This is a genomic window from Allobosea sp. UC22_33, assembly GCF_042700715.1.
Lineage (GTDB): Bacteria > Pseudomonadota > Alphaproteobacteria > Rhizobiales > Beijerinckiaceae > Allobosea.
The window spans coordinates 5,045,630-5,068,779 of sequence record NZ_CP170556.1; the positions used below are offsets into that span (position 1 = coordinate 5,045,630).

A 23,150-nucleotide genomic window follows, 5' to 3' on the forward strand; every position below is an offset into this window, starting at 1 on the left:
GGATGTTTAAGGAGGCTCGTGAACCATCTGGAGCATCCTTCGAGACGCCGCTGACGCGGCTCCTCAGGATGAGGGCTCATCAGCGAGGACGATGCGGAGGGCAACCCCCGCCCTTGCCAGCTTTCGGGTGGGAACGGCATGGTGGTCGCCCTAGATTCGCATCATGACGAATGATGTGAGGCTCCCATGAACGCTCATGCTTCCATGAAAACGGCGATGACCCCGACGCGCTTCTCCAATGCGGTGCTGGCGCGCGCCACCGATGCGATGCCGAGCGAGGCCGATTTCCCGGCCGCGGCCCCCGGCTCGGATTACGACACCGTCCGGCGCATCCTCTCCTTCATCACCCATAACTGGCGCGAGCAGCCGACGATCGAGGCGATCGCCGAGGCCGCCGGCGCGACCCCGACCGATGTCCACCATCTCTTCCGGCGCTGGTGCGGGCTGACGCCGAAGGCCTTCCTGCAGGCGATCACGCTCGATCATGCCAAGGGGCTGCTTTCCGCCTCGGCCAGCATCCTCGATACGGCGCTGGAAGTCGGCCTCTCCGGCCCCGGCCGCCTGCACGATCTCTTCGTCACGCATGAGGCGATGTCGCCCGGCGAATGGAAGACCGGTGGCGAGGGCCTGAAGCTCTCCTACGGCTTCCATGTCTCGCCCTTCGGCGAGGCGCTGGTGGTGATCACCGATCGCGGCCTTGCCGGGCTCGGCTGGGTCTCGAACAGCGCCGATGGCGGCAAGGTCGTCGGCGGCAGGGCCGAGGCGCTGGCCGACATGATGCGGCGTTGGCCCCATGCCGACTACCATTACGATCCCGTCCAGACCGCGCCCTATGCCGGCCGCATTTTCGAGCCCAAGGCCTGGTCGCCGGAGACGCCCCTGCGCGTCGTCCTGATCGGCACCGATTTCGAGGTGCGGGTCTGGGAGACGCTGCTGCGCATCCCCGTCGGCTGCGCCACCACCTATGGCGAGGTCGCCAGCCATATCGGCAAGCCGAGCGCGGCGCGGGCCGTCGGCACCGCGGTCGGCAAGAACCCGATCTCCTTCGTGGTGCCCTGCCACCGCGTCATCGGCAAGTCCGGTGCACTGACCGGCTACCACTGGGGCCTGACGCGCAAGCGCGCCATCCTCGGCTGGGAAGCCGGGCAGACCGCGGCCGGCTGATCCTTAGAGCGTGCCCGTGTTTCTCCGAAACCCAGGCGCGCTCTAATTCTTTGTTTTATCGCATTTTCTTCACGCGAACCGGTATCCACTTCGCTTGAAAATGCTTTGGCGCCTACTTCCTCAGATACATGTCCCAGCAGGGCGCGAGCGCGATCCGCTCGCGCCCTTCGAGCGCAGCGGCGAAATGGCTGCGGATCATCTCGCGCGGCGTCGTCACCGGGCATTTCGGCATCAGCATCGCATCCGTCTGCCTGAGCGCCTCGATGGTGCCCGGCTGCAGGTCCGGCGTGCTGCGGCCGGGATCGACGCCGACGGGGACGACGCGCGGCGGCGAGCGCTCCAGCAGGCGGTTCAGCGGATCGACGAAATCGAAGGTGAAGAAGCCGTTGAGCTCGCGCTTGTTGGTGGCTTCCCAGGCCTTGATCGCGGTGATGGCTTGCTGGATCTCCAGCATCCAGGTCGCCTGATAGTCGATCTCCGAATAGAGCGTGTAGGAGGGCAGGATGTCGCGCCGGAGCAGGTCGCTATAGCCCTCGGGCTGCGTCGCGTAGTGGTCGAGCATGGCGGCGGCGCGGGCGGCGATGTCCGGCTTCACGCTGATGCGGCCGAGCGGACCGAGATCGGGCACATCGAGCGCGACATAGGTCGCCCCGCCCATCGCCGCGCGCATGCCCCGCTCCATGCAGATGACGGCGCTGGGCAGCGTGACCGCGAGCACGAGCACGAGAACCACGGGCCGCATGCGGTCCTCGCGCCGCTCCCACCAGTCGAGCAGCAGTGGCAGGACGATCGGCCACAGGCCGATGAATTCGAGCGAGCCGGTATTCTGCGTCTCGAACAGCGCGAGCGCGAACAGGCCGGCCGCGAACCAGCCGATCGGCGCGTCAGCCAGCGCCCGCCAGCCGGGCAGCGCCGTCGGCAGACCGTCGCGCCAGGACGCATAGGCCAGCGCGGCGAGCAGCAGCAGCGACGGACCGATCACATTGAACTTGACCGAGGCCACGGTCAGGAAGCGCGGCAGCAGCGTATCGGTGTTGAGGCTGAGCAGGGTCAGGATGTCCAGGACATAGGCCGAGCTCAGCCCGGTCGCCAGCTCCAGCACGGCCAGCGCGAGGAAGACGAGGCCGGCGGCAATGACCGCATCGCGGAAGCGCATCCGTCCGCTCAGCGTGGCATAGCCGACAAGCAGCGTGCCTGAGACCGCGCCGGTCACCTTCGTCAGGAACAGCGCCAGCATCAGCACGGCGACGAGCCCGATCCGGAGGCCGCGCCGCTGCACGACCATCAGGGTCGCGATCAGCAGATAGAGCAGCAGCGCGACATGGCGGTTGTAGAAGCCGTAGCCGTCGAAACCGGGCGAGGGGTAGAGCCCGTGCAGGTTGATCGGCAGCGCCGCGAACAGCAGGAAGGGCAGCACCAGCGCGAGCGCCTGCGGGCGGGAGCGCCGGGAGGTCTCAGTGGCCAGCAGGGCGAGCACCGGCAGCATGACCGGCTGCAGCGCCCAGTTGATCAGCAGCATCGGCTGCGCATGGGGGAAGATGATGTCGAGAGCCGCGGCCAGGTAGAAGCCGAGCGGGCCGATCGGTGCGAAGAAATCGATGGTCGGGATCTGTCCGAGCTCGATGCGCTGGATGGCGTCGAGATAGACGACGGTGTCCCAGGCATTCGGCCCCAGCGGCAGGCGCAACGGCAGGATCAGCCCTGCGACGGCCGCCAGCGCGAACGCCATGATCCAGGCGAGGGGTGAACCGGCTATCCTTGCCATCGCGCCCTTGCCGCTCACATTCTTGGTGCCGACCTGGGAGTTCTGCCTCCCGATCTCGCTCATCGCCACGCCGAACCCTCCTGGTCCAGCCCGCTCTCTGGCAGAAAATTCTTACCATCCGCCTGACAAAACCGCTGCTTCTTGCGGTTTTCGGTCAAGAAAGCCGGCAGGAACAGCGCGGCGTTCGGCGTCGGCTATCGCCTCACAGCAGCCCGTGCCTGGCGAGATGGCGCATCAGATGCGAGGCGCCATAGGTCCAGGGCGCGCATGCGTCGGTGCGCTTCATCCGGTTGACGAGGCTGCCGAGCTCGGGGGCGGCGATGGTGACGATGTCCCCGTATTTATGGGTGAAGCCGCCGCCAGGTGCATCGCGATCCTTGATCGGCGCGAACATGGTGCCGAGATAGAGCGCTGCCCCGTCCGGGTACTGGTGATGCGGGCCGATCATCTGCGCGGCGAGATCGGCCGGGTCGCGGCTGATCTTCGCGATCGAGGAGGAGCCTTCCAGCCGGAAGCCGTCCTCGCCCTCGACCGTCAGCGTCACCGTCGTCCGGCGGACATGGTCGAGCGTGAAGCCGGCATCGAACAGGCGGATGAAGGGGCCGACGGCCGCCGCCGCATTGTTGTCCTTGGCCTTGCCGAGGAGCAGGGCCGAGCGGCCCTCGACATCGCGCAGGTTGACGTCGTTGCCCAGCGTCGCGCCGACGATCGCGCCCGTCGAGGCGACGATCAGCACGACCTCAGGCTCGGGATTGTTCCAGCTCGAGGCCGGATGCAGGCCGGCATCCGCCCCGGTGCCGACCGTCGACATCGGCGGGGCCTTGGTGAAGATCTCGGCATCGGGCCCGATCCCGACCTCGAGATACTGGCTCCAGGCGCCCTGCTTGATCAGGACGTCCTTGAGATGCATCGCCTCGGGCGAGCCGGGCTTCAGCTTGGAGAGGTCGTCACCGATGAGCTTGCCGATCTCCTCGCGGATCGTTGCTGCTGCAGCCGGGTTGCCGCGCGCCTTCTCCTCGATCACGCGTTCCAGCATCGAGACCGCGAAGGTGACGCCCGCCGCCTTGACTGCCTGCAGATCGAGCGGCGAGAGCAGCCAGGGGCGCTTCGGATCGCGACCGTCCACAGGCGTATTGGCGAGGATCTCGGTGAGCGAGCCGATCGCTTCGCCATCAGCGGCGCGCAACGCAGCGGCTGGATCGGCGCTTTCGCAGAGGTCCCGGCTGGTCGGGAAGCGCCGGGTCACGTCGATGACCTGCCCGCCGCGGAGCGTCACCACGGCCGGCCCGCCGAGATCGGCGCGCCAGACGCGCCCTGCGAGCGCGGCGGCGTCGGCATCCGCGGGCAGGGCCGCGGCGACGGAGAGAGCGAGATCAGGCATGGCACCGGTCCGGAAAGGAAATCGTCGGGAGACGGAGAACACCCCGTTCTGCGTGACGGCGCAAGCCGGACCCAGACCATAGGCGGATTGCGCCGGTCGTCATCGATTTGTCATTGAAATGTCGCCTGCGCTTCATGCTAGCTTGCGCACCAACGACAAGAACCGCGGCGGCGCTCGCCCGCGGAAGGGAGACATTCCATGAGCATCAAATCGCGCATCCTGATGTCGGTCGCGGCTTTTGCGCTCGCCGGCGCCTCGCCTGCCCTGGCGCAGACCGAGATCCAGTGGTGGCACGCGCTGACCGGCGCCAATAACGACGTCGTCGTCAAGCTTTCCGAGGATTTCAACGCCTCGCAGAAGGACTACAAGATCGTTCCGGTCTACAAGGGCTCCTATCCCGACACGCTGAACGCCGGCATTGCCGCCTTCCGCGCCGGCCAGGCGCCTCATATCCTGCAGGTCTTCGAGGTCGGCACCGGCACCATGATGTCGGCCAAGGGCGCGATCAAGCCCGTCCACGAGATGATGAAGGAAGCCGCCGAGAAGTTCGATCCGGCCGCCTATCTGCCGGCCATCAGCGGCTATTACTCGACGGCCAAGGGCGAGATGCTCTCGATGCCGTTCAACTCCTCGTCGATGGTGATGTGGTACAACAAGGACGCCTTCAAGAAGGCGGGCCTCGACCCGGAGAAGCCGCCGAAGACCTGGCCTGAGACTTTCGAAGCCGCCAAGAAGCTGAAGGCCGCCGGCTACGACAAGTGCGGCGTCTCGAACGCCTGGGCGCCCTGGGCGAATATCGAGCAGTTCGGTGCCTGGCACAACATTCCGCTCTCGACCAAGGTCAACGGCATGGCCGGCGCCGATGCGGTCATGAACTTCAACCAGAGCCCGCTCTTCCTGAAGCACTGGACCAATCTGGTCGAGATGCAGAAGGACAAGACCTACGACTATTCAGGCCGCACCAATAACGGCGAGGGTCGCTTCACCTCGGGCGAATGCCCGATCTTCCTGACCTCCTCGGGCTTCTTCGGCAACGTCAAGGCGAACGCCAAGTTCGATTGGGCCAATGCGGCGATGCCGTATTATCCGGAAGCCGCCGGCGCCCCGCAGAACTCGATCATCGGCGGCGCTTCGCTGTGGGTGATGGGCGGCAAGAAGCCGGCCGAATACAAGGGCGTGGCCAAGTTCTTCACCTTCCTCTCGGATGTCGACCGCCAGGTGAAGCTGCACACCGAGTCGGGCTACCTGCCGATCACCAAGGCGGCCTATGAGAAGGTCAAGGCGTCGGGCTTCTACAAGGACAAGCCCTATCTCGAGACCCCGATCCTAGAGCTGACCAACAAGGCCCCGACCGACAACTCCAAGGGCCTGCGCTATGGCAGCCTCGTCCAGATCCGCGATGTCTGGTCGGAGGAGCTGGAATCCGCTCTGAACGGCCAGAAGACGCCGAAGGCGGCGCTGGACGCGGCCGTGGAGCGCGGCAACCAGATGCTGCGTCAGTTCGAGCGCTCGGCGGCGCGCTGAGCGGTAGCTCTTGCATCCCTGAGGCCATCCCGGGCACATGCGTCCGGGATGGTCGTCTTGTTCTCCAAGGAAGCCGATGCAGAAGAACGCATATTTCAAGGGGCTGACGATCCCCTTCCTGCTGCTTCTGCCGCAGCTCGCCATCACCATCGTGTTCTTCTACTGGCCGGCAACCCAGGCCGTCTGGCAGAGCTTCCTGATCGAGGACGCCTTCGGCACCTCGACGGAGTTCGTCTGGTTCGAGAATTACCAGGCGCTCTTCTCCGATCCCGGCTATCTCAAGGCCTTCGTCAACACGGCGATCTTCTCGACCTTCGTCTGTGTGTTCTCGCTCTCGATCGCGCTGCTCTTCGCCGTCATGGCGGACCGGCAGATTCGCGGCGCCGAGATCTACAAGACCCTGCTGATCTGGCCCTATGCGGTGGCGCCTGCCATTGCCGGCGTGCTCTGGCTCTTCATGTTCGATCCCTCGCTCGGCATGCTCGCGCGCGGGCTGCAATCGCTGGGCATCCCGTGGAATCCGCGCCTCAACGGCAACCACGCCATGCTGCTGGTCATCCTGGCCGCAACCTGGAAGCAGATCAGCTACAATTTCCTGTTCTTCCTCGCCGGCCTGCAGTCGATCCCGAAGAGCGTGATCGAGGCCGCCGTGATCGACGGGGCCAAGCCGATGCGCCGGTTCTGGACCATCGTCTTCCCGCTGCTCTCGCCGACGACCTTCTTCCTGCTCGTCGTCAACATCGTCTACGTCTTCTTCGACACCTTCGGCATCATCGACACCATCACCGGCGGCGGCCCCTCGGGCGCGACCGAGACGCTGGTCTACAAGGTCTTCTCCGACGGCAAGGGCGGCTCCAATCTCGGCGGTTCCGCGGCGCAGTCGGTGCTGCTGCTGATCATGGTGATCGGGCTGACCGCGGTGCAGTTCCGCTTCATCGAGCGCAAGGTCAGCTACTGATGGCCTCCGTGCTCTGGATGGACCTCACCGCCGAGGAACTGCGCGCCAAGGCGGCGACGGACGCGATCGTCGTCCTGCCCGTCGCCTCGATCGAGCAGCACGGCCCGCATCTGCCCGTCGGCGTCGACACCATCCTGTGCAGCGGCGTCTGCAAGGCGGCGGCCGAGCGCGCCGATGATGTCGACGTCGTGGTCGCCCCCACGCTCTGGTGCGGCATGGCCGAGCATCACATGGCCTTCGGCGGCACCTTCACCTTCGACATCCCGACCTATCGCGCCGTGCTGCTCTCGTTCCTGAAGAACATCGAGCGCCACGGCTTCCATCGCGTGCTGATCGTCAACGGCCATGGCGGCAACATCGCCGCGCTCACCGCCTTCCTGCCCGATTTCGCCCGCGAGACCCGGCTGCAGGTCGCCGCGACCACCTATTTCATGCTCGCCGAACCGGCGCTTGGCCCCCTCCTCGAAGATCAGAAGGGCGTCCAGCATGCCTGCGAGGTCGAGACCTCGATGATGATGGTGCTGGCGCCGGGCTCTGTTCGCGAGCCGCGCCTGCCGGAAGCTTTTGGTGCGCTGGACCGCGCGCCGCGCCGGCAGGTCGTCTCGCGCCACCGCTCCTTCCAGGAAATGACCGAGACCGGCGTGGTCGGCGATGCGCGCCGCGCCACGCCTGAGAAGGGCCAGGCCTGCCTCGAGGCTTGCGCCGATGCGCTGGCCGGATTGCTGCGCGAGATGGGGAGGGCCGCCTGATGGTCGAGGACCGACGCCTGGGCGACCTGATCGCCTATATCATCCTGACGATCGGCGTATTGATCGTCGCCTTCCCGGTCTGGCTGACCTTCGTCGCCTCGACCTGGGACGCCTCGACCGTGATCAACGGCCAGATGCCACTCTATCCCGGCCCCTACTTCCTGGAGAACTACAACCGCATCCTCTTCGTGGGGACGTCGAGCACGACGCGCGAGCCGGTGATCGGGATGATGCTGAACTCGTTCATCATGGCGATGACGATCGCGCTCGGAAAGATCTTCATCTCCGTGCTCTCGGCCTATGCGGTGGTCTATTACCGCTTCCCCTTCCGCATGGCGGCGTTCTGGATCATCTTCATCACGCTGATGCTGCCGGTCGAGGTCCGCATCTTCCCGACCTTCAAGATCGTCTCCGATCTCAACATGCTCGACACCTATCAGGGCCTCGCCATCCCCCTGATCGCCTCGGCGACGGGCACGCTGCTGTTCCGGCAGTTCTTCATGACGATCCCGGACGAGTTGCTCGAAGCCTCCAAGATCGACGGTGCCGGCCCCTTCAGGTTCTTCAAGGACACGCTGCTTCCGCTTTCGATGACGACGATCGCGGCGCTCTTCGTCATCCAGTTCATCTATGGCTGGAACCAGTATCTCTGGCCGCTCCTGGTGACGACGAAGGACTCGATGCAGACCATCGTCATCGCCATCAAGAAGATGATCGTCACCGCCGACGCCCTGACGGAATGGCAGCTCGCCATGGCCACGGCCATGCTGGCGATGCTGCCGCCCGTCCTCGTCGTCATTGCCATGCAGAGGCTCTTCGTGAAGGGCCTGGTCGAAACCGAGAAGTAATCCGCGAATGGCCCAGGTCACTCTCAGCAACGTCAAGAAGGTCTATGCCGGCGGCGTCGAAGCCGTGAAGGGCGTCTCCTTCGACATCCCCGATGGCGGCTTCTGCGTCCTCGTCGGCCCTTCCGGCTGCGGCAAGTCCACGCTCCTGCGCATGGTCGCCGGGCTGGAGACGATCTCGTCCGGCGAGGTCGCGATCGGCGACCGCGTCGTCAACCAGATCGAGCCGGCCGACCGCGACATCGCCATGGTGTTCCAGAACTATGCGCTCTACCCGCATATGAACATCTACGACAACATGGCCTATGGCCTGCGCAACCGCGGCACGCCCAAGGACGAGATCGACAAGCGCGTCCGGGAGGCGGCCCGCATCCTTGCGATCGAGCCCTTCCTGGAGCGCCGGCCGCGCCAGCTCTCCGGCGGCCAGCGCCAGCGCGTCGCCATGGGCCGCGCCATCGTGCGCAAGCCGCAGGTCTTCCTCTTCGACGAACCGCTTTCCAACCTCGACGCCAAGCTGCGCGTGCAGATGCGCGTCGAGATCAAGAAGCTGCAGCGCGCGCTCGGCGTCACCGCGATCTACGTCACCCATGATCAGGTCGAGGCGATGACGCTCTCCGACAAGCTCGTGGTGATGAATGCCGGCCAGGTGGAGCAGATCGGCTTGCCGGCCGAGGTCTACCGCAAGCCGGCGAGCAAGTTCGTCGCGACCTTCATCGGCTCCCCGCCGATGAACATCCTGCCCGGCGCCGTCGATGGCCCCGGCATTATCGCGCTCGGCGACGCGATCATCGAGGTCCGCGACCTGCGCGAGGACCTGGCGGCCCAGGTGCCGGTCGAGGTCGGCCTGCGTCCCGAGGATGTCGAGATCGCCTCGGAAGGACAGGCGGGCTCGCTGCCCTTCGATGTCGAGTTCATCGAGGAGCTCGGCGCGACCCAGCTCTTCCACGGCAAGCTCGCCGGCCAGCCCTTCGTGATGCAGGCGGCGACCGGCGAGGTCGCGGCGCAGGAAGGCCGGCTCTGGATCACCGTCGACCCCGACAAGGTCCATGTCTTCGATCCGAAGACGGGCGTGCGATTGGGTAAGGGCTGAGCGGCGTCACCAGAGGCGTTTGACGGCGAAGCCGTCGAACAGCGCTTCGTTCGAAACCAGCACCCTGTCGTCGGACTGAGCCTGAGCGATCAGGAGTCGGTCGAACGGGTCCTTGTGTGCGATGTTCATCGCGCCGGCCCGGAGCGCATGGTGGATGGAGATCCCCAGTTCGACAAAGCCCTGATCGGCGATGATGGCCTCGAAATTCTGCGCTAGCAGCGCCGCGTCAGGCAGCTTGCCGATACGGAATTTTGTGGCCACCTCCATGGCCGAAGCGGCGCTGACGGCGACGCTGTTGGCCTCGTCGGCGATAGCCTCGCGAGCGGAGCCGCTCAGCGCCTCGTCGCCCGCAAGCCACCAGATCAGGGCATGGGTATCGAGCAGCAGCCTCACGTGAGATTCCAGCCGCCGAGTTCGGTCTCGGGCAGCGGCTCGTCGAAGCGCGCGTCGATGGCGATCTTGCCCTTGAGTGCTCCGAAACGCCGCTTCCCGCCGGGGGCGACCGGCACGAGGCGCACCACCGGCACATTGCCGCGCGCGATCACCACGTCACCACCCTCGAGAGCGTCAGCGATCAGCTTGGATAGGTTTGTCTTGGCGTCGTGAACCGAGAACTGGGCCATGGGTATCTCCGTTAGCTAAGAAGATAGCTAAGGAGTACGTGGCCAGCAAGAGCCTCGTTCAAGCCGCGAGATCGGCCACCAACGCGTCGAGCAGCAGCGCTCCATCAGACGTCGCCGCAAGCCGGCCGCCTGCGCGCTCCATCAGCAGCTTCTCGTCGATCAGGCTGGCGACGCGATTGGCGTTGAGGTCCCGCCCGGCAAGCGCCTTGAACACCTTGGGATCGATGCCCTCGACGAGGCGCAAGCCCATCAGCAGGTATTCGTCGCCCTGCGCTTCCTCGGACAGCCGCTCGTTCTCGACCAACGCATGGCCCTCGGCCTCGACGCGGTCCAGCCAGACTTCCGGCCGCTTCTCGGTCGAATGCGCCATGCGGCCTTCCGCCGTCACCAGCCGACCATGGGCGCCGGGGCCGATGCCGGCATATTCGCCATAGTGCCAATAGACGAGATTGTGCCGGCATTCCGCGCCGGGCCGCGCATGGTTCGAGATCTCGTAGACGGGCAGGCCGTGTTTGGCCGTGATCTCCTGCGTGATCTCGTAGAGCGCGGCGCCCGCATCATGGTCCGGGATGGCGAGTTTGCCGGCGCGGAACAGCCGCTCGAAGGCCGTGCCGGGCTCGATCGTGAGCTGGTAGAGCGAGAGATGCTCGGCCGCATGACTGATCGCCAGTTCCAGCTCGGCGCGCCAAAGCGCAGGCGTCTGCAAGGGCGAGCGGGCATAGATCAGGTCGAAGGAATAGCGCTCGAAATATTGCCGCGCGATGGCGACGGCGGCGAGCGCCTCCTCGGCGGAATGCATCCGGCCGAGCGCCTTGAGATCGGCATCGTTCAGCGCCTGCACGCCGAGCGAGACGCGGTTGACGCCGGCCGCGCGGAAATCGCGGAAGCGCCCGGCCTCGACGCTGGTCGGGTTGGCCTCCAGCGACACTTCGCAGTTCGGATCGACCGCCCAGTATTCGCCGATCGCATCGAGGATCGCGCCGACCGTCGCCCCCTCCATCAGCGAGGGCGTGCCGCCGCCGAAGAAGATCGAGGAGACCGTGCGTCCCGGCACCAGCGCGGCGCGATGCGCGATCTCGCGGCGGAAGGCGGCGATATAGCGTTGCTGGTCCGGCGGCTGCAGCCGGACATGGGAGTTGAAGTCGCAATAGGGGCATTTGGCCAGGCAGAATGGCCAATGCACATAGACGGCGAAGCCCGCATCCGCGGTCGGATGCAGGAGTGATGGCCGCGCCGCGAGGGCGGCCGGGGCGCTCAAGAGGGCTTCCTCAGGCAGGCGGCGGCGAGCACATGGAAGGCGCGCGCGCGATGCGACAGGCCGGGCGAGCCATCGGCCGGAATGCCGTGCTTCTCCAGCGCCGTCATCTCGCCGAAGGTCTTGTCATGGCCGTCAGGCAGGAAGATCGGGTCGTAGCCGAAGCCGCCCAGGCCGCGCGCCTGCTCGGTCACGGTGCCGAAGACGCGGCCCTCGAACAATTCCTGATGCCCATCTGGCCAGGCGATCACCAGCGCCGAGACGAAATGCGCCTTGCGCTTCTGGGGCGTGATGGCACCGCGCTTGGCAAGTTCCATCTGCACGCGTCCGATCGCGGGGGCGAAATCCTTGCCCGGCCCGGCCCAGTTGGCCGAGAACAGGCCGGGCGCGCCGTCGAGCGCATCGATGCAGATGCCGGAATCGTCGGAAAGCGCCGGCAAACCGCTGGCCGAGGCCGCGGCGACCGCCTTGATCGCCGCATTCTCCGAGAACATGGTGCCATCCTCGACCGGCTCGGGCAGGCCGAGCTCTCCGGCCGAGACCAGCTCGATGCCATAGGGCGCCAGCAAGTCACGCATCTCGCGCAACTTGCCCTGGTTATGGGTGGCGATCACGACCTTGCCGGTGAGGAGGCGGTGTTGGCTCATCTTCATACTGCATGTCCTCCGTCATCATTCGGAGGCTGATAGCCTCGGTCGGGCGCTTCGAAGGATTGTCTGCGCGCCTTATGGCTGGAAGTCGAGCGAAGGCTGATGACGATCACCATGGCTATCACGATGATTGCAATCGCAACCGCGACACCGATTTCCAGCGAGGACATATCGGGTCCTTTAAGCCACCGCCGCCTTCTGCAGCGTGACGAGCTTGGAGACGCCGCCCTTGGCGAGCTTGAGCAGCGCGAGCAGCTCCTCCTCGGAGAAGGGCGCGCCCTCGGCCGTGCCCTGCACCTCGACGATGCCGCCCGAGCCGGTGATGACGAAATTCGCGTCGGTCTGCGCGCCTGAATCCTCGACATAGTCGAGATCGATCACCGGGTTGCCGGCGACGATGCCGCAGGAGATCGCGGCGACATGGTCCTTCAGCGGGTTCGTGCCCTTGAGCAGGCCGCGCCCTTCCATCCATTTCAGCGCGTCGTGCAGCGCGACCCAGGCGCCGGTGATCGAGGCCGTGCGCGTGCCGCCATCGGCCTGGAGCACGTCACAATCGACGACGATCTGGCGCTCGCCGATCGCGGTGAGATCGACCACGGCGCGCAAGCTGCGGCCGATCAGGCGCTGGATCTCCTGCGTGCGGCCGGAAGGCTTGCCCGAGGTGACCTCGCGGCGCGTGCGCTCATGCGTGGCGCGCGGCAGCATCGAATATTCGGCGGTGACCCAGCCTTTGCCGGTACCACGCAGCCACGGCGGCCCCTTTTCCTCGACGGTCGCGGCGCAGAGCACCTTGGTCTCGCCGAACGTGACCATGCAGGAACCCTCGGCATAGCGCACCACGCCGCGTTCGAGCGTGACCTTGCGCATCTCGTCGGCGGCGCGTTTGGAGGGTCGCATGAAATATTCCTGTCTTGCGGGGAAGTGGCGGCTTGTAGGCGCTCGCGCCGCTGACGGCAAGGCACGGGCGGGGCTTGCCCCTTGATCCGCGCCTCCTGCATGACGACAATAGGATAGAGAACGACGGTTCGCCTGAAAGGGTTCATGAGCGCCCATACGCCCCGCCCCGAGACGATGAGCGGCCTGGTCGAGACCGACCAGCGCTCGCGCGAGATTTTTCGCCAGATCGTCGACGGCTATCTGACGACGGGGGAGCCCGTCGGCTCGCGCAACATCGCCCGCCTGCTGCCGATGGCGCTCTCGCCGGCGACGGTGCGCAACGTCATGACCGATCTGGAACTGGCGGGCCTGATCTACGCACCGCACACGTCTGCCGGGCGCCTGCCCACCGAGAGAGGCCTGCGCTTCTTCGTCGACGCGATGATGGAGGTCGGCAATCTCACGTCCGACGAGCGCGCGCGCATCGAGGCCCAGATCAGGGTTGCCGCCAGCAACCGCAATCTCGATCAGACCCTGACGGAAGCCTCGGCCCTGCTTTCCGGCCTGTCGCGCGGCGCCGGCGTCGTCGTCACCACCAAGGCCGATGTCCGGCTGAAGCATATCGAATTCGTCCGGCTCGATCCGGCCCGCGCGCTGGTTGTGCTTGTCTCTGAGGACGGCACGGTCGAGAATCGCCTGCTGGCGCTTCCGCCCGGCCTGCCGGCCTCGGCCCTGAGCGAGGCCGCGAATTTCCTGAACGCCCGCATCCTCGGCAAGACGCTGGCCGAACTGCGCAGCGAGATCGGCGGGCAGCGCGCCCTGATGGAGCGCGAGCTCGACGTGCTGACGGCCCGGCTTGTCGAAAGCGGCATTGCGACCCAGGCCGGCCCCGGCAGCGACCGCCATCTCATCGTGCGCGGCCAGGCCAACCTGCTCGACGACCTCCGGGCGCAGGAGGACCTCGAGCGTATCCGCATGCTCTTCGGCGATCTGGAGACGCAGACCGACGTCATCGACCTGCTGACCCGCGCCGAGGATGGCGACGGCGTGCGCATCTTCATCGGTTCGGAGAACAAGCTGTTCTCGATGTCGGGCTCCTCGATGGTCGCCGCGCCCTTCCGCGACGCCGAGCAGCGCATCGTCGGCGTGGTCGGCATCATCGGCCCGACGCGCCTGAACTATGCCCGCATCGTCCCGATGGTCGACTACACCGCCAAGGTCGTCGGCCGCCTGCTGGACGGCAGCCGCTGAGAGCCAGCCCAAGGCCCTGAGTTGGCTTTGCGGGCGGAAGCGGTTATCGAGCGGGCAAAGCATCCCTTTCCGCAATTCAGGTGCGAGCCATGTCCGAGCAGCTTCCCGACCGCCTTTCCGTCAATCCGGAGAGCCCTTTCTACAATGAGGAGGTGCTGGCGCGCGACATCGGCATCCGTTTCAAGGGCGTCGAGAAGACCAATGTCGAGGAGTATTGCGTCTCCGAGGGTTGGGTGAAGGTCTCCGCCGGCAACGCCAAGGACCGCTTCGGCCGTCCGATGACGATCACGCTCAAAGGCCCGGTCGAGCCTTACATCCGTGGCAAGGTCGAAGGCTGAGCCTTCCATTGTCATTCCGGGGCTTCGCGTAAGCGAAGGACCCGGAATCCACGACCGGGTGAGCGGCTGGTCGTCGGATATCAAATGCCCGACCCCGTCGTGGTTTCCGGGTTCACGCCTGCGGCGTGCCCCGGAATGACAAGGGTGGCTCAAGCCAGGCTCTTGTAGAAAAACGTCGAACCGCAATCGGCGCCATCCGGCATCAGCGCGTAGCGCGGGATGGTGCCGGCTTCTGTCCAGCCGAGCCGGTTGTAGAGCCGCCGCGCCGCGCTGTACTCGTCGGTGTCGAGCACCAGCAGGTCGCGCCCCTTCTCCCGCGCGATCGCCTCGGCCCGCTGCATCAGCGCCTCGCCGATGCCCTGCCGGCGGGCCCGCGAATGCACCAGAACCTTGGCGATCTCGGCCCGGTGCGGCTGGTTCGGCTTGCCGATCAGGTGAAGCTGGGCCGTTCCCACGATGCCATCCTCGTTCCGAGCGGCGAGCAGGATGACCTGCCCGCCCGCGACGCCGGCCGCGACATCGCGCCAGAAGCGCTCGTAATCGGCGGCCGTGTTCCAGTTCATGAAGCCGACCGAGGCGCCGTTGGCGACGCTGTCGCACAGGATTTCGGCCAGAGCCGGAATCGCGGCTTCGGCAGCCTTGGCGTCGAGCGTCTCGATGGCGACGGTGAAAGCGCGTGCGTTCATGCGATATGTCCCGGAAAGGCGCCGCTTTTCGCGGCGAGGATGACGGCGTAGCGGACGGGCGCATCGCCCGGATTGCGGTAGACGATCGGGCCGCGCAGATGCATCTGCAGGCAGTCGCCCTCTGCCAGTTCATGGCGGATGCCTTCGACGGTCAGGTCGAGCCGGCCTCGCAGCACCCAGATCTGCTGGTCGAGCGCCGCGGCGCCGGTCGCATTGTCGAGCCGGACTTCCGCGCCGGCCGGCAGCTCCACCTCGACGATCTCGAAGCCGGAGCCCATCCCGCGCGGCGAGACATTGCGGCGCAGATAGCCGCTCGCCGGATCGCGCCAGACCGGCTGGGCGTCGCGGCGCGCCAGCGGCCCGCTTCCTGCATTCTCTTCCAGCAAGGCGGAGAGCGAGAGGCCGAGCCCGGAGCCGAGCCGGACCAGCAGCGCAGCCGTCGGGCTCGATTCGCCGCGCTCCACGCGGGAGATCATCGCGCGGCTGACGCCGCTGCGCTCGGCAAGGGCATCGAGCGTCAGGCCATGGCGCTGGCGGGCCGCCTTGAGGCGCAGCCCGAGCATCCGGTCGATCTCGGTATCGTGGTCGAACTCCATACTCAGAGAATAATTCTTAGATATTGGAATCGCAAGTTTGATTGTGAGATCCGGTAGAACCTCGCCGGTCATCCCGGACAAGCCGCGAAGCGGCGCCGATCCGGGATCCATGCCTGAGCGCTTCCGAGAAGGGTTCCGGCATGGATCCCGGGTCTTCGCTGCGCTTCGCCCGGGATGACATTGGAGTTTAATGGTCGTCGGTCGCGCTTCGAAACGCGCAATCGCTTGGCGCCGCGCGGCATCACTGCTATGGCGCGCGCATGAGCACCCGTTCCATCGACAATATCCGCAACTTCTCGATCGTCGCGCATATCGACCACGGCAAGTCGACGCTGGCCGACCGTCTGATCCAGCAGACCGGCACCGTCGCCGCCCGCGACATGAGCGACCAGATCCTCGACTCGATGGATATCGAGAAGGAGCGCGGCATCACCATCAAGGCGCAGACGGTGCGGCTGGACTACCGGGCCAAGGACGGCAAGGACTATGTCCTGAACCTGATGGACACCCCCGGCCATGTCGACTTCGCCTATGAGGTCTCGCGCTCGCTCGCGGCCTGCGAGGGCTCGCTGCTGGTGGTCGATGCCTCCCAGGGCGTCGAGGCGCAGACGCTCGCCAACGTCTATCAGGCGCTTGACGCCAACCACGAGATCGTCACCGTCCTCAACAAGATCGACCTGCCCGCCGCCGAGCCGGAGCGCATCAAGCAGCAGATCGAGGACGTGATCGGCCTCGATGCCTCCGAGGCCGTGCCGATCTCGGCCAAAACCGGCCTCAATATCGAGGGCGTGCTGGAAGCGATCGTCGCGAAGCTGCCCGCACCCAAGGGCGATCCGGATGCGTCGCTCAAGTGCCTCCTGGTCGACAGCTGGTACGATGCCTATCTCGGCGTCGTCGTGCTGGTGCGCGTCATCGACGGCGTGCTCAAGAAGGGCATGACCATCCGGATGATGCGGGCCAACGCCTCCTATGGCGTCGACCGCGTCGGCGTGTTCAAGCCCAAGATGACCGAGGTCAAGCAGCTCGGCCCCGGCGAGGTCGGCTTCTTCACCGCCTCGATCAAGGAAGTCGCGGATACCGCCGTCGGCGACACCATCACCGACGAGAAGAAGCCGATCGCGGAACCGCTGCCGGGCTTCAAGCCGGTGCAGCCGGTGGTGTTCTGCGGCATCTTCCCGGTCGATGCCGCCGATTTCGAGGTGCTGCGTGCCGCCATGAGCCGGCTGCGGCTGAACGACGCCTCGTTCTCCTATGAAATGGAGACCTCGGCCGCGCTCGGCTTCGGCTTCCGCTGCGGCTTCCTCGGGCTGCTGCATCTGGAGATCATCCAGGAGCGGCTGGAGCGCGAGTTCAACCTCAACCTGATCTCGACCGCGCCTTCGGTGGTCTACCACCTCAAGCTGCGCGACGGCTCGACGCTGGAACTGCACAACCCGGCCGACATGCCGGACGTGATGAAGATCGAATTCATCGAGGAGCCCTGGATCAAGGCGACGATCTTCACGCCCGACGAATATCTCGGCTCCGTCCTGAAGCTCTGCCAGGATCGCCGCGGCATCCAGACCGATCTGTCCTATGTCGGCTCGCGCGCCAAAGTCGTCTACGACCTGCCGCTCAACGAAGTGGTGTTCGACTTCTATGATCGGCTGAAGTCGATCTCGAAGGGCTATGCCTCCTTCGACTACGCGATCACGGACTATCGCGAGGGCGATCTCGTGCGCATGTCGATCCTGGTCAATGCCGAGCCGGTCGACGCGTTGTCGATGCTGGTCCATCGCTCGCGTGCCGATGCCCGCGGCCGCGCCATGTGCGAGAAGCTCAAGGAGCTGATACCGCCGCACATGTTCCAGATCCCGGTCCAGGCCGCGATCGGCGGCAAGATCATCGCCCGCGAGACCATCCGCGCCCTGCGCAAGGACGTCACCGCCAAATGCTATGGCGGCGACGCCACGCGTAAGCGCAAGCTTCTGGAGAAGCAGAAGGAAGGCAAGAAGAAGATGCGGCAGTTCGGCAAGGTCGAAATCCCGCAGGAAGCCTTCATCGCCGCCCTCAAGATGGACGATTGAGCGGGCGCAACCTGCACATCGTCCTTTCAGGAAAAGCTGGTCATCCCGGACAAGCAGCGAAGCTGCGCCGATCCGGGATCCATGCCTGAACCGTTCCGGCATGGATCCCGGGTCTTCGCTTCGCTACGCCCGGGATGACGCGGTTGGGTGGAGCATGTTGCGTTCGGTCAAAGCGCTTCCGCGCCGAGCTTCGCCTGCCAATGGGCGAGGCGCTCCTTCAGCACGCGGTCGAGCACATAGGCGATATCCTCGGCCTCCAGCCGCTCAAGCGCCTCGAAGTGGAAGGCTTCGGGGCCATGCGCGTTCCACGCAGCCTGCAGCGAGCGCTGGCGGTGGCTGCCATGGCGCAGCGTGAAGCGCAGCCGGTTCTCGATCGTCGAAAGATCGGGCGCCCGCCCGACCCATGTCAGCCCGGCCGCCTCGCAGCGGAAGGCGAAGATGCCCGCCACCGTTTTCCGTTCCTTGTAGGCTGCCGTCGCCGCCTTCCTATCCGCCATCTGCATCGGTGCGCCCCATCCTGTTCGATGGACGCTCAATAATACCCGGATTTTAATAAAGCAAGATTCTACCCGGGTAATTTATGGTTGGCGGCAGTTTCGAATGAACAATCGCCGGACCGGTGCGTTGTTTCCATGAATCCACACTCACACGAGGAGGTCCCGATGGACTGGAACCGCGTCGAAGGAAACTGGAAGCAGCTCAAGGGCAAGGTCAAGGAGCAGTGGGGCAAGCTGACCGATGACGATCTCGACGTCATCGCCGGCAAGCGCGACCAGCTCGAAGGCAAGATCCAGGAGCGCTACGGCCTCGCCAAGGACAAGGCGACGAGCGATGTCGATGCCTGGTATGGCCGCCAGACCTGGCAGTGACCGGGCAGCCGCTGATCGGCAGCCATGAATCAAGGAGCCCCGGCGCTTCGCGCCGGGGCTCTTCGACGTTTGGGCGCCTTGATCCCGGAGCGCGGCCGGCCGAGACTTGGCCGTGGTCGAAGCGGGATGCCTGATGTTCGAGGATCTCTCAGGAAAGAGCGCGCTGGTCACGGGCGCGTCTGGCGGGCTGGGGCTGCATTTCGCCAGGCTGCTCGCGCGCCACGGCGTCGAGGTCACGCTGGCCGCGCGCCGGCAATCGGCGCTGGATCAAGCGAAAGCGGAGATCGCAGCAGCGGGCGGCAGTTCGAAGACCCTGGTGCTGGACGTCGCCGATTCCGCTTCGATCGCGGCGGCACTAGCCGGGCATAACTTCGACATCCTGATCAACAATGCCGGCATCAGCGGCGCCGGCCCGGCGGCCGATCTCGCGGAAGCGGATTGGGATGCGGTGCTCGACACCAATCTGAAGGGCGTCTTCCTCGTCGCCCAAGCCGTGGCGCGCGGCATGCGCGAGAGCGACCGAGGCGGCGCCATCGTCAATATCGCCTCGATCCTCGGCCATCGCGTCGCCGGTGGCGTCAGCGCCTATGCGGCCTCGAAGGCGGGCGTGATCCAGTTGACCAAGGTGCTGGCGCTCGAATGGGCGCGTGACGGCATCCGCGTCAACGCGCTCTGCCCCGGCTATATCGAGACCGACATCAACCGCGATTTCTTCGCGACCGAAGCCGGTCTGAACCTGATCAAGCGCATTCCGCAGCGAAGGCTGGGCCAACCGGAGGAGCTCGACGGCGCCCTTCTGCTGCTCGCCTCGTCTGCCGGCAGCTACATCACCGGCTCCACCATCGACGTCGATGGCGGCCATCTCGTTTCCTCCTTGTGAGCGCAGCCATGGATTTCGAGATCTCTCCCCGCATCGAGGATTATCGCGCGCGCATCGCCGCCTTCGTCGAGCGCGAAATCCTGCCGCTCGAAGCCGACCGGGCCTCCTATGACGCCCATGGCAATATCGCGTTGCCCTTGCTTGAGACCATGCGCGCCAAGGCCCGCGCCGCGGGTCTCTGGTGCCTGCAGCTCAAGCCAGAGACCGGAGGTGCAGGCCTCGGCAAGATGGGCATGGCGGTGGCTTATGAGGAGATGAACCGCTCGATCTTCGGCCCGGTCGTCTTCAACTCGGCCGCGCCGGACGATGGCAACATGATGGTGCTGGAGGCGCTCGGCACGCCCGAGCAGAAGGAGCGCTGGCTGAAGCCGATCGTAGAGGGCAGGGTCCGCTCCGCCTTCGCCATGACCGAGCCGCATCCGGGCGGTGGCTCCGATCCCTCGATGATCCGGACGAAGGCCGAGCGCAGGGGAGACACATACGTCGTCAGCGGCCGGAAATGGTTCATCACCGGCGCGGAGGAGGCGAAGCACCTCATCCTCGTCGCCCGCACCTCGGACGATCCGCGCAACGGCCTCACCGCCTTCCTCTTCCATGCCGACCAGCCGGGCTGGCGCATCCTGCGCCGCATCGAGATCATGGGGCCGGAGGAGCATGGCGGCCATTGCGAGATCGAATTCGACGGGCTCGAAATCCCCGTCGAGAACGTGCTCGCCGGCGAGGGCAAGGGCATGAAGGTGACGCAGGTCCGCCTCGGCCCGGCCCGCCTGACGCATTGCATGCGCTGGCTCGGCCTCTCCAGGCGCTGCATCGAGATCGCCCAGGCCTATGCCGCCGAGCGATACGGTTTCGGCCAGCGCCTCGCCGATCGCGAGAGCATCCAGCTCAAGCTCGGTGATCTCGCCATGCGCATCGAGATCGGCCGGTTGCTGGTGATGAAGGCGGCTTGGGAGCTCGATCGCGGCGGCTTCGCCCGTAAGGAAGTCTCGATGGCCAAGGTCCAGGTCGCCAATGTCCTGCACGCTGCCGCCGATGTCGCGATCCAGGTCAACGGCGCGCGCGGTTACTCCAGGGACACCGTGCTCGAATGGATCTATCGCTATGCCCGGCAGGCGCGTTTGGTCGACGGCGCCGACGAGGTTCACAAGATGGTGCTGAATCGCTTCCTGACGCAGGAAGGACGGGATTTCTGGCACTGGTCCGTGGCTGGCGAGGCGCAGGGCTGAGGCGATGGCAGCCGCAGTGCCGTCCAGCATCGACTTCGACCCGGCCGCTCTGGCGAGCCTGCTGCGGGTGCAATTCGGCGCTGGCGAACTCGCGCTCGAACGCATCGGCGGCGGCCAGTCGAACCCGACCTATTTCGTCGATTGGGGGACGCGCCGCCTCGTGCTGCGCAAGCAGCCGGCCGGGCCGATCCTGCGCGGCGCCCATGCGATCGACCGTGAGTTTCGGGTGCTCGAAGCGCTGTCGGAGACGAACGTGCCGGTGCCGCGCGCCGTGCTTTTCCATGCGCAGCCCGAGCCGCTGGGCACGCCCTTCTACCTGATGGAGCGGCTGGACGGTCGCGTCTTCCATGACGCCGCCTTGCCCGACCTCGCCCCGAGCGAGCGGCGGGGCCTCTTTCTCGGCATGGCCGAGGCGCTGGCGAAGCTGCATGCGGTAAAGCCGGACAAGGTCGGACTCGGCGATTTCGGGAGGCCGGGCAATTATTTCGAGCGCCAGATCGCGCGCTGGACCAAGCAATTGCGGGAATCGCCGGGCGAACCGATCCCTGACCTAGAGGCGGTCGCCGACTGGCTGCCGGCGCACCTGCCCGATGACGACGGCCATGTCTCGATCGCCCATGGCGATTTCCGGCTTGGCAACCTGCTGTTCCATCCGGAGAAGCCCGAGGTGATCGGCATCCTCGACTGGGAACTCTCGACCCTCGGCCACCCGCTCGCCGATCTCGGCTATTGCACCATGCCCTGGCACACCGCACCCGACGAATATGGTGGCATCCTCGGCCTCGACCGGGCCGCGCTCGGCATTCCCGCCGAGGCCGAGTTCCTCGCGCATTATTACGCTCATGCCGTGCCGACGGCGCCGCTGCTGCGCTTCCATCTCGTCTTCGCGCTGTTCCGTTTCGCGGTGATCTTCGTCGGCATCGCCGATCGGGTCCGGACCGGCACGGCTGCCGCCGCCAATGCGGCCGAGGTCGCGCCGCTCGCCCGGCGCTTTGCGGTGCGAGCGCGCGAGGCGATGGAGGGGCCGGATCGCCTTGTTTGAGCGCAAGACGATGACAGGATTCGCGAGAGCGTTATCTTCGTTGGCTGGCGTTACTCTCAATGAATTCTAGAATAGATCTAATTTAGATCGATTCAAAACAAGCAGATTTGCTTTGCCGTCCCAAGACGGGCTGTGTTAGCGCGAGGGCATCTTCCCCGGCAGGATGTTGTCCGATGCCCGCTCCCCGTTGGCTTGCCCGTCTGTCTTCCGCCGTGCTCATCGGCGCTTCCGTGCTGTTTGCGGGCGCCGCCAGCGCCGAGACCATCGAGGTCACCGATCTCGCCGGCCGCGTCGTCAACGTCACGCGCGACCCCCAGAAGATCGTGCTCAGCGAAGGCCGCCAGCTCTATACGCTGGCGATGCTCGACCGCGACGACCCGTTCAAGCGCGTCGTCGGCTGGGGCAACGACCTGATCGAGAACGATCCGGGCGCCTGGGCGAAATATCTCGCCAAGTTCCCCAAGGCCAAGGACGTCGCGAACATGGGCAACCCCTATGCCGCCGATGTCAGCATGGAGAAGATCGCCTCGCTCGGCACCGAGGTCTACATCCTCGACCTGTCCAACTACTTCAAGGCGCAGGAGACCGGCCTGCTCGCCAAGCTCGAGAAGGCCGGCATCACCACCGTCTTCGTCGATTTCCGCCAGGACCCGACCCAGAACGTGCTGCCGAGCGTGCAGCTGCTCGGTCGCATCCTCGGCCGCGAGAAGGAGGCGAACGCCTTCTCCGACTACTACATGCGCCAGACCCGCAGCATCTATGCCCGCGTCGGCGCGATCCCCGACAAGCAGAAGCCGCTGGTCTTCGTCGAGCGCGCCGCCGGCCTCCTGCCCTGCTGCGCCACCTTCGGCCCGTTCAATTTCGGCCGCTTCATCGAGGAATCCGGCGGGCGCAACTGGGGCAGCCAGTTCTTCTCCGCCTTCCAGGCGCAGGCCGCGCAGGAGAAGGTGCTCGCCGACAATCCGGACGTCTATTTCCTGACCGGCGCCAACTGGTACGGCAGCAACCCCGGCAGCACCGCGGTCGCTCTCGGCTATGACGCCACGCCGGAGCAGGTGCAGAAGCAGATGGTGGCGCTGATGAACCGCCCGGGCTTCCAGCAGCTCAAGGCGGTGCAGGCCAAGAAGGTCGTGGCCTTCTACCACCAGTTCTACGACGCGCCCTATTACTTCATCGCCGAGCTCGCCATGGCGAAGGAGTTCTATCCCGACCGGTTCAAGGACATCGACCCGGAAGCGGTCTTCAAGGAATTCCACGAAAAATTCCTGCCGATCCCCTATTCCGGCGTGTTCTGGGCCAAGCTCCAGTGAAGGCGG

At 65.8% G+C, this 23,150-nt stretch carries 25 protein-coding genes; 14 read left to right on the forward strand and 11 right to left on the reverse strand.

Going from position 1 to position 23,150, the window contains the following annotated elements; all coding sequences use genetic code 11:
* Positions 1-267: 267 nt before the first annotated feature.
* Positions 268-1,164, forward strand: coding sequence for a methylated-DNA--[protein]-cysteine S-methyltransferase (locus ACFJGT_RS24415; protein ID WP_377849065.1), 897 nt, complete (start codon positions 268-270; stop codon positions 1,162-1,164).
* Between the two features lie 112 nt (positions 1,165-1,276).
* Here ACFJGT_RS24415 and ACFJGT_RS24420 read toward each other — a convergent pair whose 3' ends face one another.
* A complete protein-coding gene (locus tag ACFJGT_RS24420) occupies positions 1,277-2,998 on the reverse strand; it encodes a hypothetical protein (protein ID WP_377843675.1) in 1,722 nt (573 codons plus the stop codon).
* Between the two features lie 133 nt (positions 2,999-3,131).
* Complete coding sequence (locus ACFJGT_RS24425) at positions 3,132-4,310, reverse strand: fumarylacetoacetate hydrolase family protein (protein ID WP_377843677.1); 1,179 nt, start codon at positions 4,308-4,310, stop codon at positions 3,132-3,134.
* A 198-nt stretch (positions 4,311-4,508) separates the two neighbouring features.
* On the opposite strand from ACFJGT_RS24425, the gene ugpB reads away from it, so the two are divergent.
* The 5 genes from ugpB to ACFJGT_RS24450 all read left to right on the forward strand — a co-directional run bounded on the left by ugpB (position 4,509) and on the right by ACFJGT_RS24450 (position 9,476).
* The gene (ugpB, locus tag ACFJGT_RS24430) at positions 4,509-5,834 is read left to right on the forward strand and encodes a sn-glycerol-3-phosphate ABC transporter substrate-binding protein UgpB (RefSeq protein ID WP_377843680.1); all 1,326 of its coding nucleotides are present in this window, start codon (positions 4,509-4,511) and stop codon (positions 5,832-5,834) included.
* 76 nt (positions 5,835-5,910) lie between these two features.
* Complete coding sequence (gene ugpA / locus ACFJGT_RS24435) at positions 5,911-6,792, forward strand: sn-glycerol-3-phosphate ABC transporter permease UgpA (RefSeq protein ID WP_377843683.1); 882 nt, start codon at positions 5,911-5,913, stop codon at positions 6,790-6,792.
* Positions 6,792-7,541: a creatininase family protein gene (locus ACFJGT_RS24440; RefSeq protein WP_377843685.1), complete on the forward strand. Its 750-nt coding sequence runs from the start codon at positions 6,792-6,794 to the stop codon at positions 7,539-7,541. Before ugpA ends, ACFJGT_RS24440 begins: the two co-directional genes overlap by 1 nt.
* Positions 7,541-8,389: a sn-glycerol-3-phosphate ABC transporter permease UgpE gene (gene ugpE / locus ACFJGT_RS24445; protein WP_377843688.1), complete on the forward strand. Its 849-nt coding sequence runs from the start codon at positions 7,541-7,543 to the stop codon at positions 8,387-8,389. The genes ACFJGT_RS24440 and ugpE overlap by 1 nt, the downstream gene beginning before the upstream one ends.
* A gap of 7 nt (positions 8,390-8,396) precedes the next feature.
* Positions 8,397-9,476: a sn-glycerol-3-phosphate import ATP-binding protein UgpC gene (locus tag ACFJGT_RS24450; protein ID WP_377843691.1), complete on the forward strand. Its 1,080-nt coding sequence runs from the start codon at positions 8,397-8,399 to the stop codon at positions 9,474-9,476.
* 6 nt (positions 9,477-9,482) lie between these two features.
* Here the strand turns inward: ACFJGT_RS24450 and ACFJGT_RS24455 are convergent, their stop codons facing one another.
* The 6 genes from ACFJGT_RS24455 to rph are packed head-to-tail and all read right to left on the reverse strand — an operon-like array spanning position 9,483 to position 12,901.
* Positions 9,483-9,869: a type II toxin-antitoxin system VapC family toxin gene (locus ACFJGT_RS24455; protein WP_377843694.1), complete on the reverse strand. Its 387-nt coding sequence runs from the start codon at positions 9,867-9,869 to the stop codon at positions 9,483-9,485.
* A complete protein-coding gene (locus ACFJGT_RS24460) occupies positions 9,866-10,099 on the reverse strand; it encodes a type II toxin-antitoxin system Phd/YefM family antitoxin (protein ID WP_377843698.1) in 234 nt (77 codons plus the stop codon). Before ACFJGT_RS24460 ends, ACFJGT_RS24455 begins: the two co-directional genes overlap by 4 nt.
* A 58-nt stretch (positions 10,100-10,157) precedes the next feature.
* Positions 10,158-11,357, reverse strand: coding sequence for a radical SAM family heme chaperone HemW (hemW, locus tag ACFJGT_RS24465; RefSeq protein WP_377843701.1), 1,200 nt, complete (start codon positions 11,355-11,357; stop codon positions 10,158-10,160).
* Positions 11,354-12,001: an RdgB/HAM1 family non-canonical purine NTP pyrophosphatase gene (gene rdgB / locus ACFJGT_RS24470; protein ID WP_377849066.1), complete on the reverse strand. Its 648-nt coding sequence runs from the start codon at positions 11,999-12,001 to the stop codon at positions 11,354-11,356. The genes hemW and rdgB overlap by 4 nt, the downstream gene beginning before the upstream one ends.
* A 2-nt stretch (positions 12,002-12,003) precedes the next feature.
* Positions 12,004-12,174: a hypothetical protein gene (locus ACFJGT_RS24475; RefSeq protein ID WP_291669507.1), complete on the reverse strand. Its 171-nt coding sequence runs from the start codon at positions 12,172-12,174 to the stop codon at positions 12,004-12,006.
* Between the two features lie 10 nt (positions 12,175-12,184).
* A complete protein-coding gene (rph, locus tag ACFJGT_RS24480) occupies positions 12,185-12,901 on the reverse strand; it encodes a ribonuclease PH (protein WP_291669506.1) in 717 nt (238 codons plus the stop codon).
* Positions 12,902-13,045: 144 nt separating this feature from the next.
* On the opposite strand from rph, the gene hrcA reads away from it, so the two are divergent.
* The gene (gene hrcA, locus ACFJGT_RS24485; RefSeq protein WP_377843707.1) at positions 13,046-14,131 is read left to right on the forward strand and encodes a heat-inducible transcriptional repressor HrcA; all 1,086 of its coding nucleotides are present in this window, start codon (positions 13,046-13,048) and stop codon (positions 14,129-14,131) included.
* A gap of 89 nt (positions 14,132-14,220) precedes the next feature.
* Positions 14,221-14,469: a DUF3297 family protein gene (locus ACFJGT_RS24490; protein ID WP_199086816.1), complete on the forward strand. Its 249-nt coding sequence runs from the start codon at positions 14,221-14,223 to the stop codon at positions 14,467-14,469.
* A 149-nt stretch (positions 14,470-14,618) separates the two neighbouring features.
* Here ACFJGT_RS24490 and ACFJGT_RS24495 read toward each other — a convergent pair whose 3' ends face one another.
* Positions 14,619-15,155, reverse strand: a complete 537-nt coding sequence (locus ACFJGT_RS24495; RefSeq protein ID WP_377843713.1) for a GNAT family N-acetyltransferase — start codon at positions 15,153-15,155, stop codon at positions 14,619-14,621.
* Positions 15,152-15,751, reverse strand: coding sequence for a helix-turn-helix domain-containing protein (locus ACFJGT_RS24500; RefSeq protein ID WP_377843717.1), 600 nt, complete (start codon positions 15,749-15,751; stop codon positions 15,152-15,154). Before ACFJGT_RS24500 ends, ACFJGT_RS24495 begins: the two co-directional genes overlap by 4 nt.
* Before the next feature lie 260 nt (positions 15,752-16,011).
* Between ACFJGT_RS24500 and lepA the strand changes: the two genes are divergently transcribed.
* Positions 16,012-17,817, forward strand: a complete 1,806-nt coding sequence (lepA, locus tag ACFJGT_RS24505; RefSeq protein WP_377843721.1) for a translation elongation factor 4 — start codon at positions 16,012-16,014, stop codon at positions 17,815-17,817.
* 167 nt (positions 17,818-17,984) lie between these two features.
* Here lepA and ACFJGT_RS24510 read toward each other — a convergent pair whose 3' ends face one another.
* Positions 17,985-18,320 carry a GIY-YIG nuclease family protein gene (locus ACFJGT_RS24510; protein ID WP_377843724.1) on the reverse strand — a complete coding sequence of 112 codons (336 nt, stop codon included), beginning with the start codon at positions 18,318-18,320 and terminating at the stop codon, positions 17,985-17,987.
* Between the two features lie 159 nt (positions 18,321-18,479).
* On the opposite strand from ACFJGT_RS24510, the gene ACFJGT_RS24515 reads away from it, so the two are divergent.
* The 5 genes from ACFJGT_RS24515 to ACFJGT_RS24535 all read left to right on the forward strand — a co-directional run bounded on the left by ACFJGT_RS24515 (position 18,480) and on the right by ACFJGT_RS24535 (position 23,144).
* Complete coding sequence (locus ACFJGT_RS24515) at positions 18,480-18,686, forward strand: CsbD family protein (RefSeq protein ID WP_199086832.1); 207 nt, start codon at positions 18,480-18,482, stop codon at positions 18,684-18,686.
* Between the two features lie 133 nt (positions 18,687-18,819).
* On the forward strand, positions 18,820-19,566 hold the full coding sequence (locus tag ACFJGT_RS24520) for an SDR family NAD(P)-dependent oxidoreductase (protein WP_377843728.1): 747 nt from the start codon (positions 18,820-18,822) through the stop codon (positions 19,564-19,566).
* Between the two features lie 8 nt (positions 19,567-19,574).
* Entirely contained in the window at positions 19,575-20,792 is a 1,218-nt protein-coding gene (locus tag ACFJGT_RS24525) for an acyl-CoA dehydrogenase family protein (protein WP_377843731.1), read from the forward strand.
* Positions 20,793-20,796: 4 nt separating this feature from the next.
* The gene (locus tag ACFJGT_RS24530; protein WP_377843733.1) at positions 20,797-21,834 is read left to right on the forward strand and encodes a phosphotransferase family protein; all 1,038 of its coding nucleotides are present in this window, start codon (positions 20,797-20,799) and stop codon (positions 21,832-21,834) included.
* A 173-nt stretch (positions 21,835-22,007) separates the two neighbouring features.
* Positions 22,008-23,144, forward strand: coding sequence for an ABC transporter substrate-binding protein (locus ACFJGT_RS24535; protein WP_377843736.1), 1,137 nt, complete (start codon positions 22,008-22,010; stop codon positions 23,142-23,144).
* Positions 23,145-23,150: the final 6 nt, after the last annotated feature.

Bases quoted from the DNA above. Each gene is read 5' to 3' on its own strand.
- ACFJGT_RS24415 (WP_377849065.1), top strand. From the start codon at position 268: ATGCCGAGCGAGGCCGATTTCCCGGCCGCGGCCCCCGGCTCGGATTAC.
- ACFJGT_RS24425 (WP_377843677.1), bottom strand. From the start codon at position 4,310: ATGCCTGATCTCGCTCTCTCCGTCGCCGCGGCCCTGCCCGCGGATGCC.
- ugpB (WP_377843680.1), top strand. From the start codon at position 4,509: ATGAGCATCAAATCGCGCATCCTGATGTCGGTCGCGGCTTTTGCGCTC.
- ugpA (WP_377843683.1), top strand. From the start codon at position 5,911: ATGCAGAAGAACGCATATTTCAAGGGGCTGACGATCCCCTTCCTGCTG.
- ACFJGT_RS24440 (WP_377843685.1), top strand. From the start codon at position 6,792: ATGGCCTCCGTGCTCTGGATGGACCTCACCGCCGAGGAACTGCGCGCC.
- ugpE (WP_377843688.1), top strand. From the start codon at position 7,541: ATGGTCGAGGACCGACGCCTGGGCGACCTGATCGCCTATATCATCCTG.
- ACFJGT_RS24450 (WP_377843691.1), top strand. From the start codon at position 8,397: ATGGCCCAGGTCACTCTCAGCAACGTCAAGAAGGTCTATGCCGGCGGC.
- ACFJGT_RS24460 (WP_377843698.1), bottom strand. From the start codon at position 10,099: ATGGCCCAGTTCTCGGTTCACGACGCCAAGACAAACCTATCCAAGCTG.
- rdgB (WP_377849066.1), bottom strand. From the start codon at position 12,001: ATGAGCCAACACCGCCTCCTCACCGGCAAGGTCGTGATCGCCACCCAT.
- ACFJGT_RS24475 (WP_291669507.1), bottom strand. From the start codon at position 12,174: ATGTCCTCGCTGGAAATCGGTGTCGCGGTTGCGATTGCAATCATCGTG.
- rph (WP_291669506.1), bottom strand. From the start codon at position 12,901: ATGCGACCCTCCAAACGCGCCGCCGACGAGATGCGCAAGGTCACGCTC.
- hrcA (WP_377843707.1), top strand. From the start codon at position 13,046: ATGAGCGCCCATACGCCCCGCCCCGAGACGATGAGCGGCCTGGTCGAG.
- ACFJGT_RS24490 (WP_199086816.1), top strand. From the start codon at position 14,221: ATGTCCGAGCAGCTTCCCGACCGCCTTTCCGTCAATCCGGAGAGCCCT.
- ACFJGT_RS24495 (WP_377843713.1), bottom strand. From the start codon at position 15,155: ATGAACGCACGCGCTTTCACCGTCGCCATCGAGACGCTCGACGCCAAG.
- ACFJGT_RS24500 (WP_377843717.1), bottom strand. From the start codon at position 15,751: ATGGAGTTCGACCACGATACCGAGATCGACCGGATGCTCGGGCTGCGC.
- lepA (WP_377843721.1), top strand. From the start codon at position 16,012: ATGAGCACCCGTTCCATCGACAATATCCGCAACTTCTCGATCGTCGCG.
- ACFJGT_RS24510 (WP_377843724.1), bottom strand. From the start codon at position 18,320: ATGCAGATGGCGGATAGGAAGGCGGCGACGGCAGCCTACAAGGAACGG.
- ACFJGT_RS24515 (WP_199086832.1), top strand. From the start codon at position 18,480: ATGGACTGGAACCGCGTCGAAGGAAACTGGAAGCAGCTCAAGGGCAAG.
- ACFJGT_RS24520 (WP_377843728.1), top strand. From the start codon at position 18,820: ATGTTCGAGGATCTCTCAGGAAAGAGCGCGCTGGTCACGGGCGCGTCT.
- ACFJGT_RS24525 (WP_377843731.1), top strand. From the start codon at position 19,575: ATGGATTTCGAGATCTCTCCCCGCATCGAGGATTATCGCGCGCGCATC.
- ACFJGT_RS24530 (WP_377843733.1), top strand. From the start codon at position 20,797: ATGGCAGCCGCAGTGCCGTCCAGCATCGACTTCGACCCGGCCGCTCTG.
- ACFJGT_RS24535 (WP_377843736.1), top strand. From the start codon at position 22,008: ATGCCCGCTCCCCGTTGGCTTGCCCGTCTGTCTTCCGCCGTGCTCATC.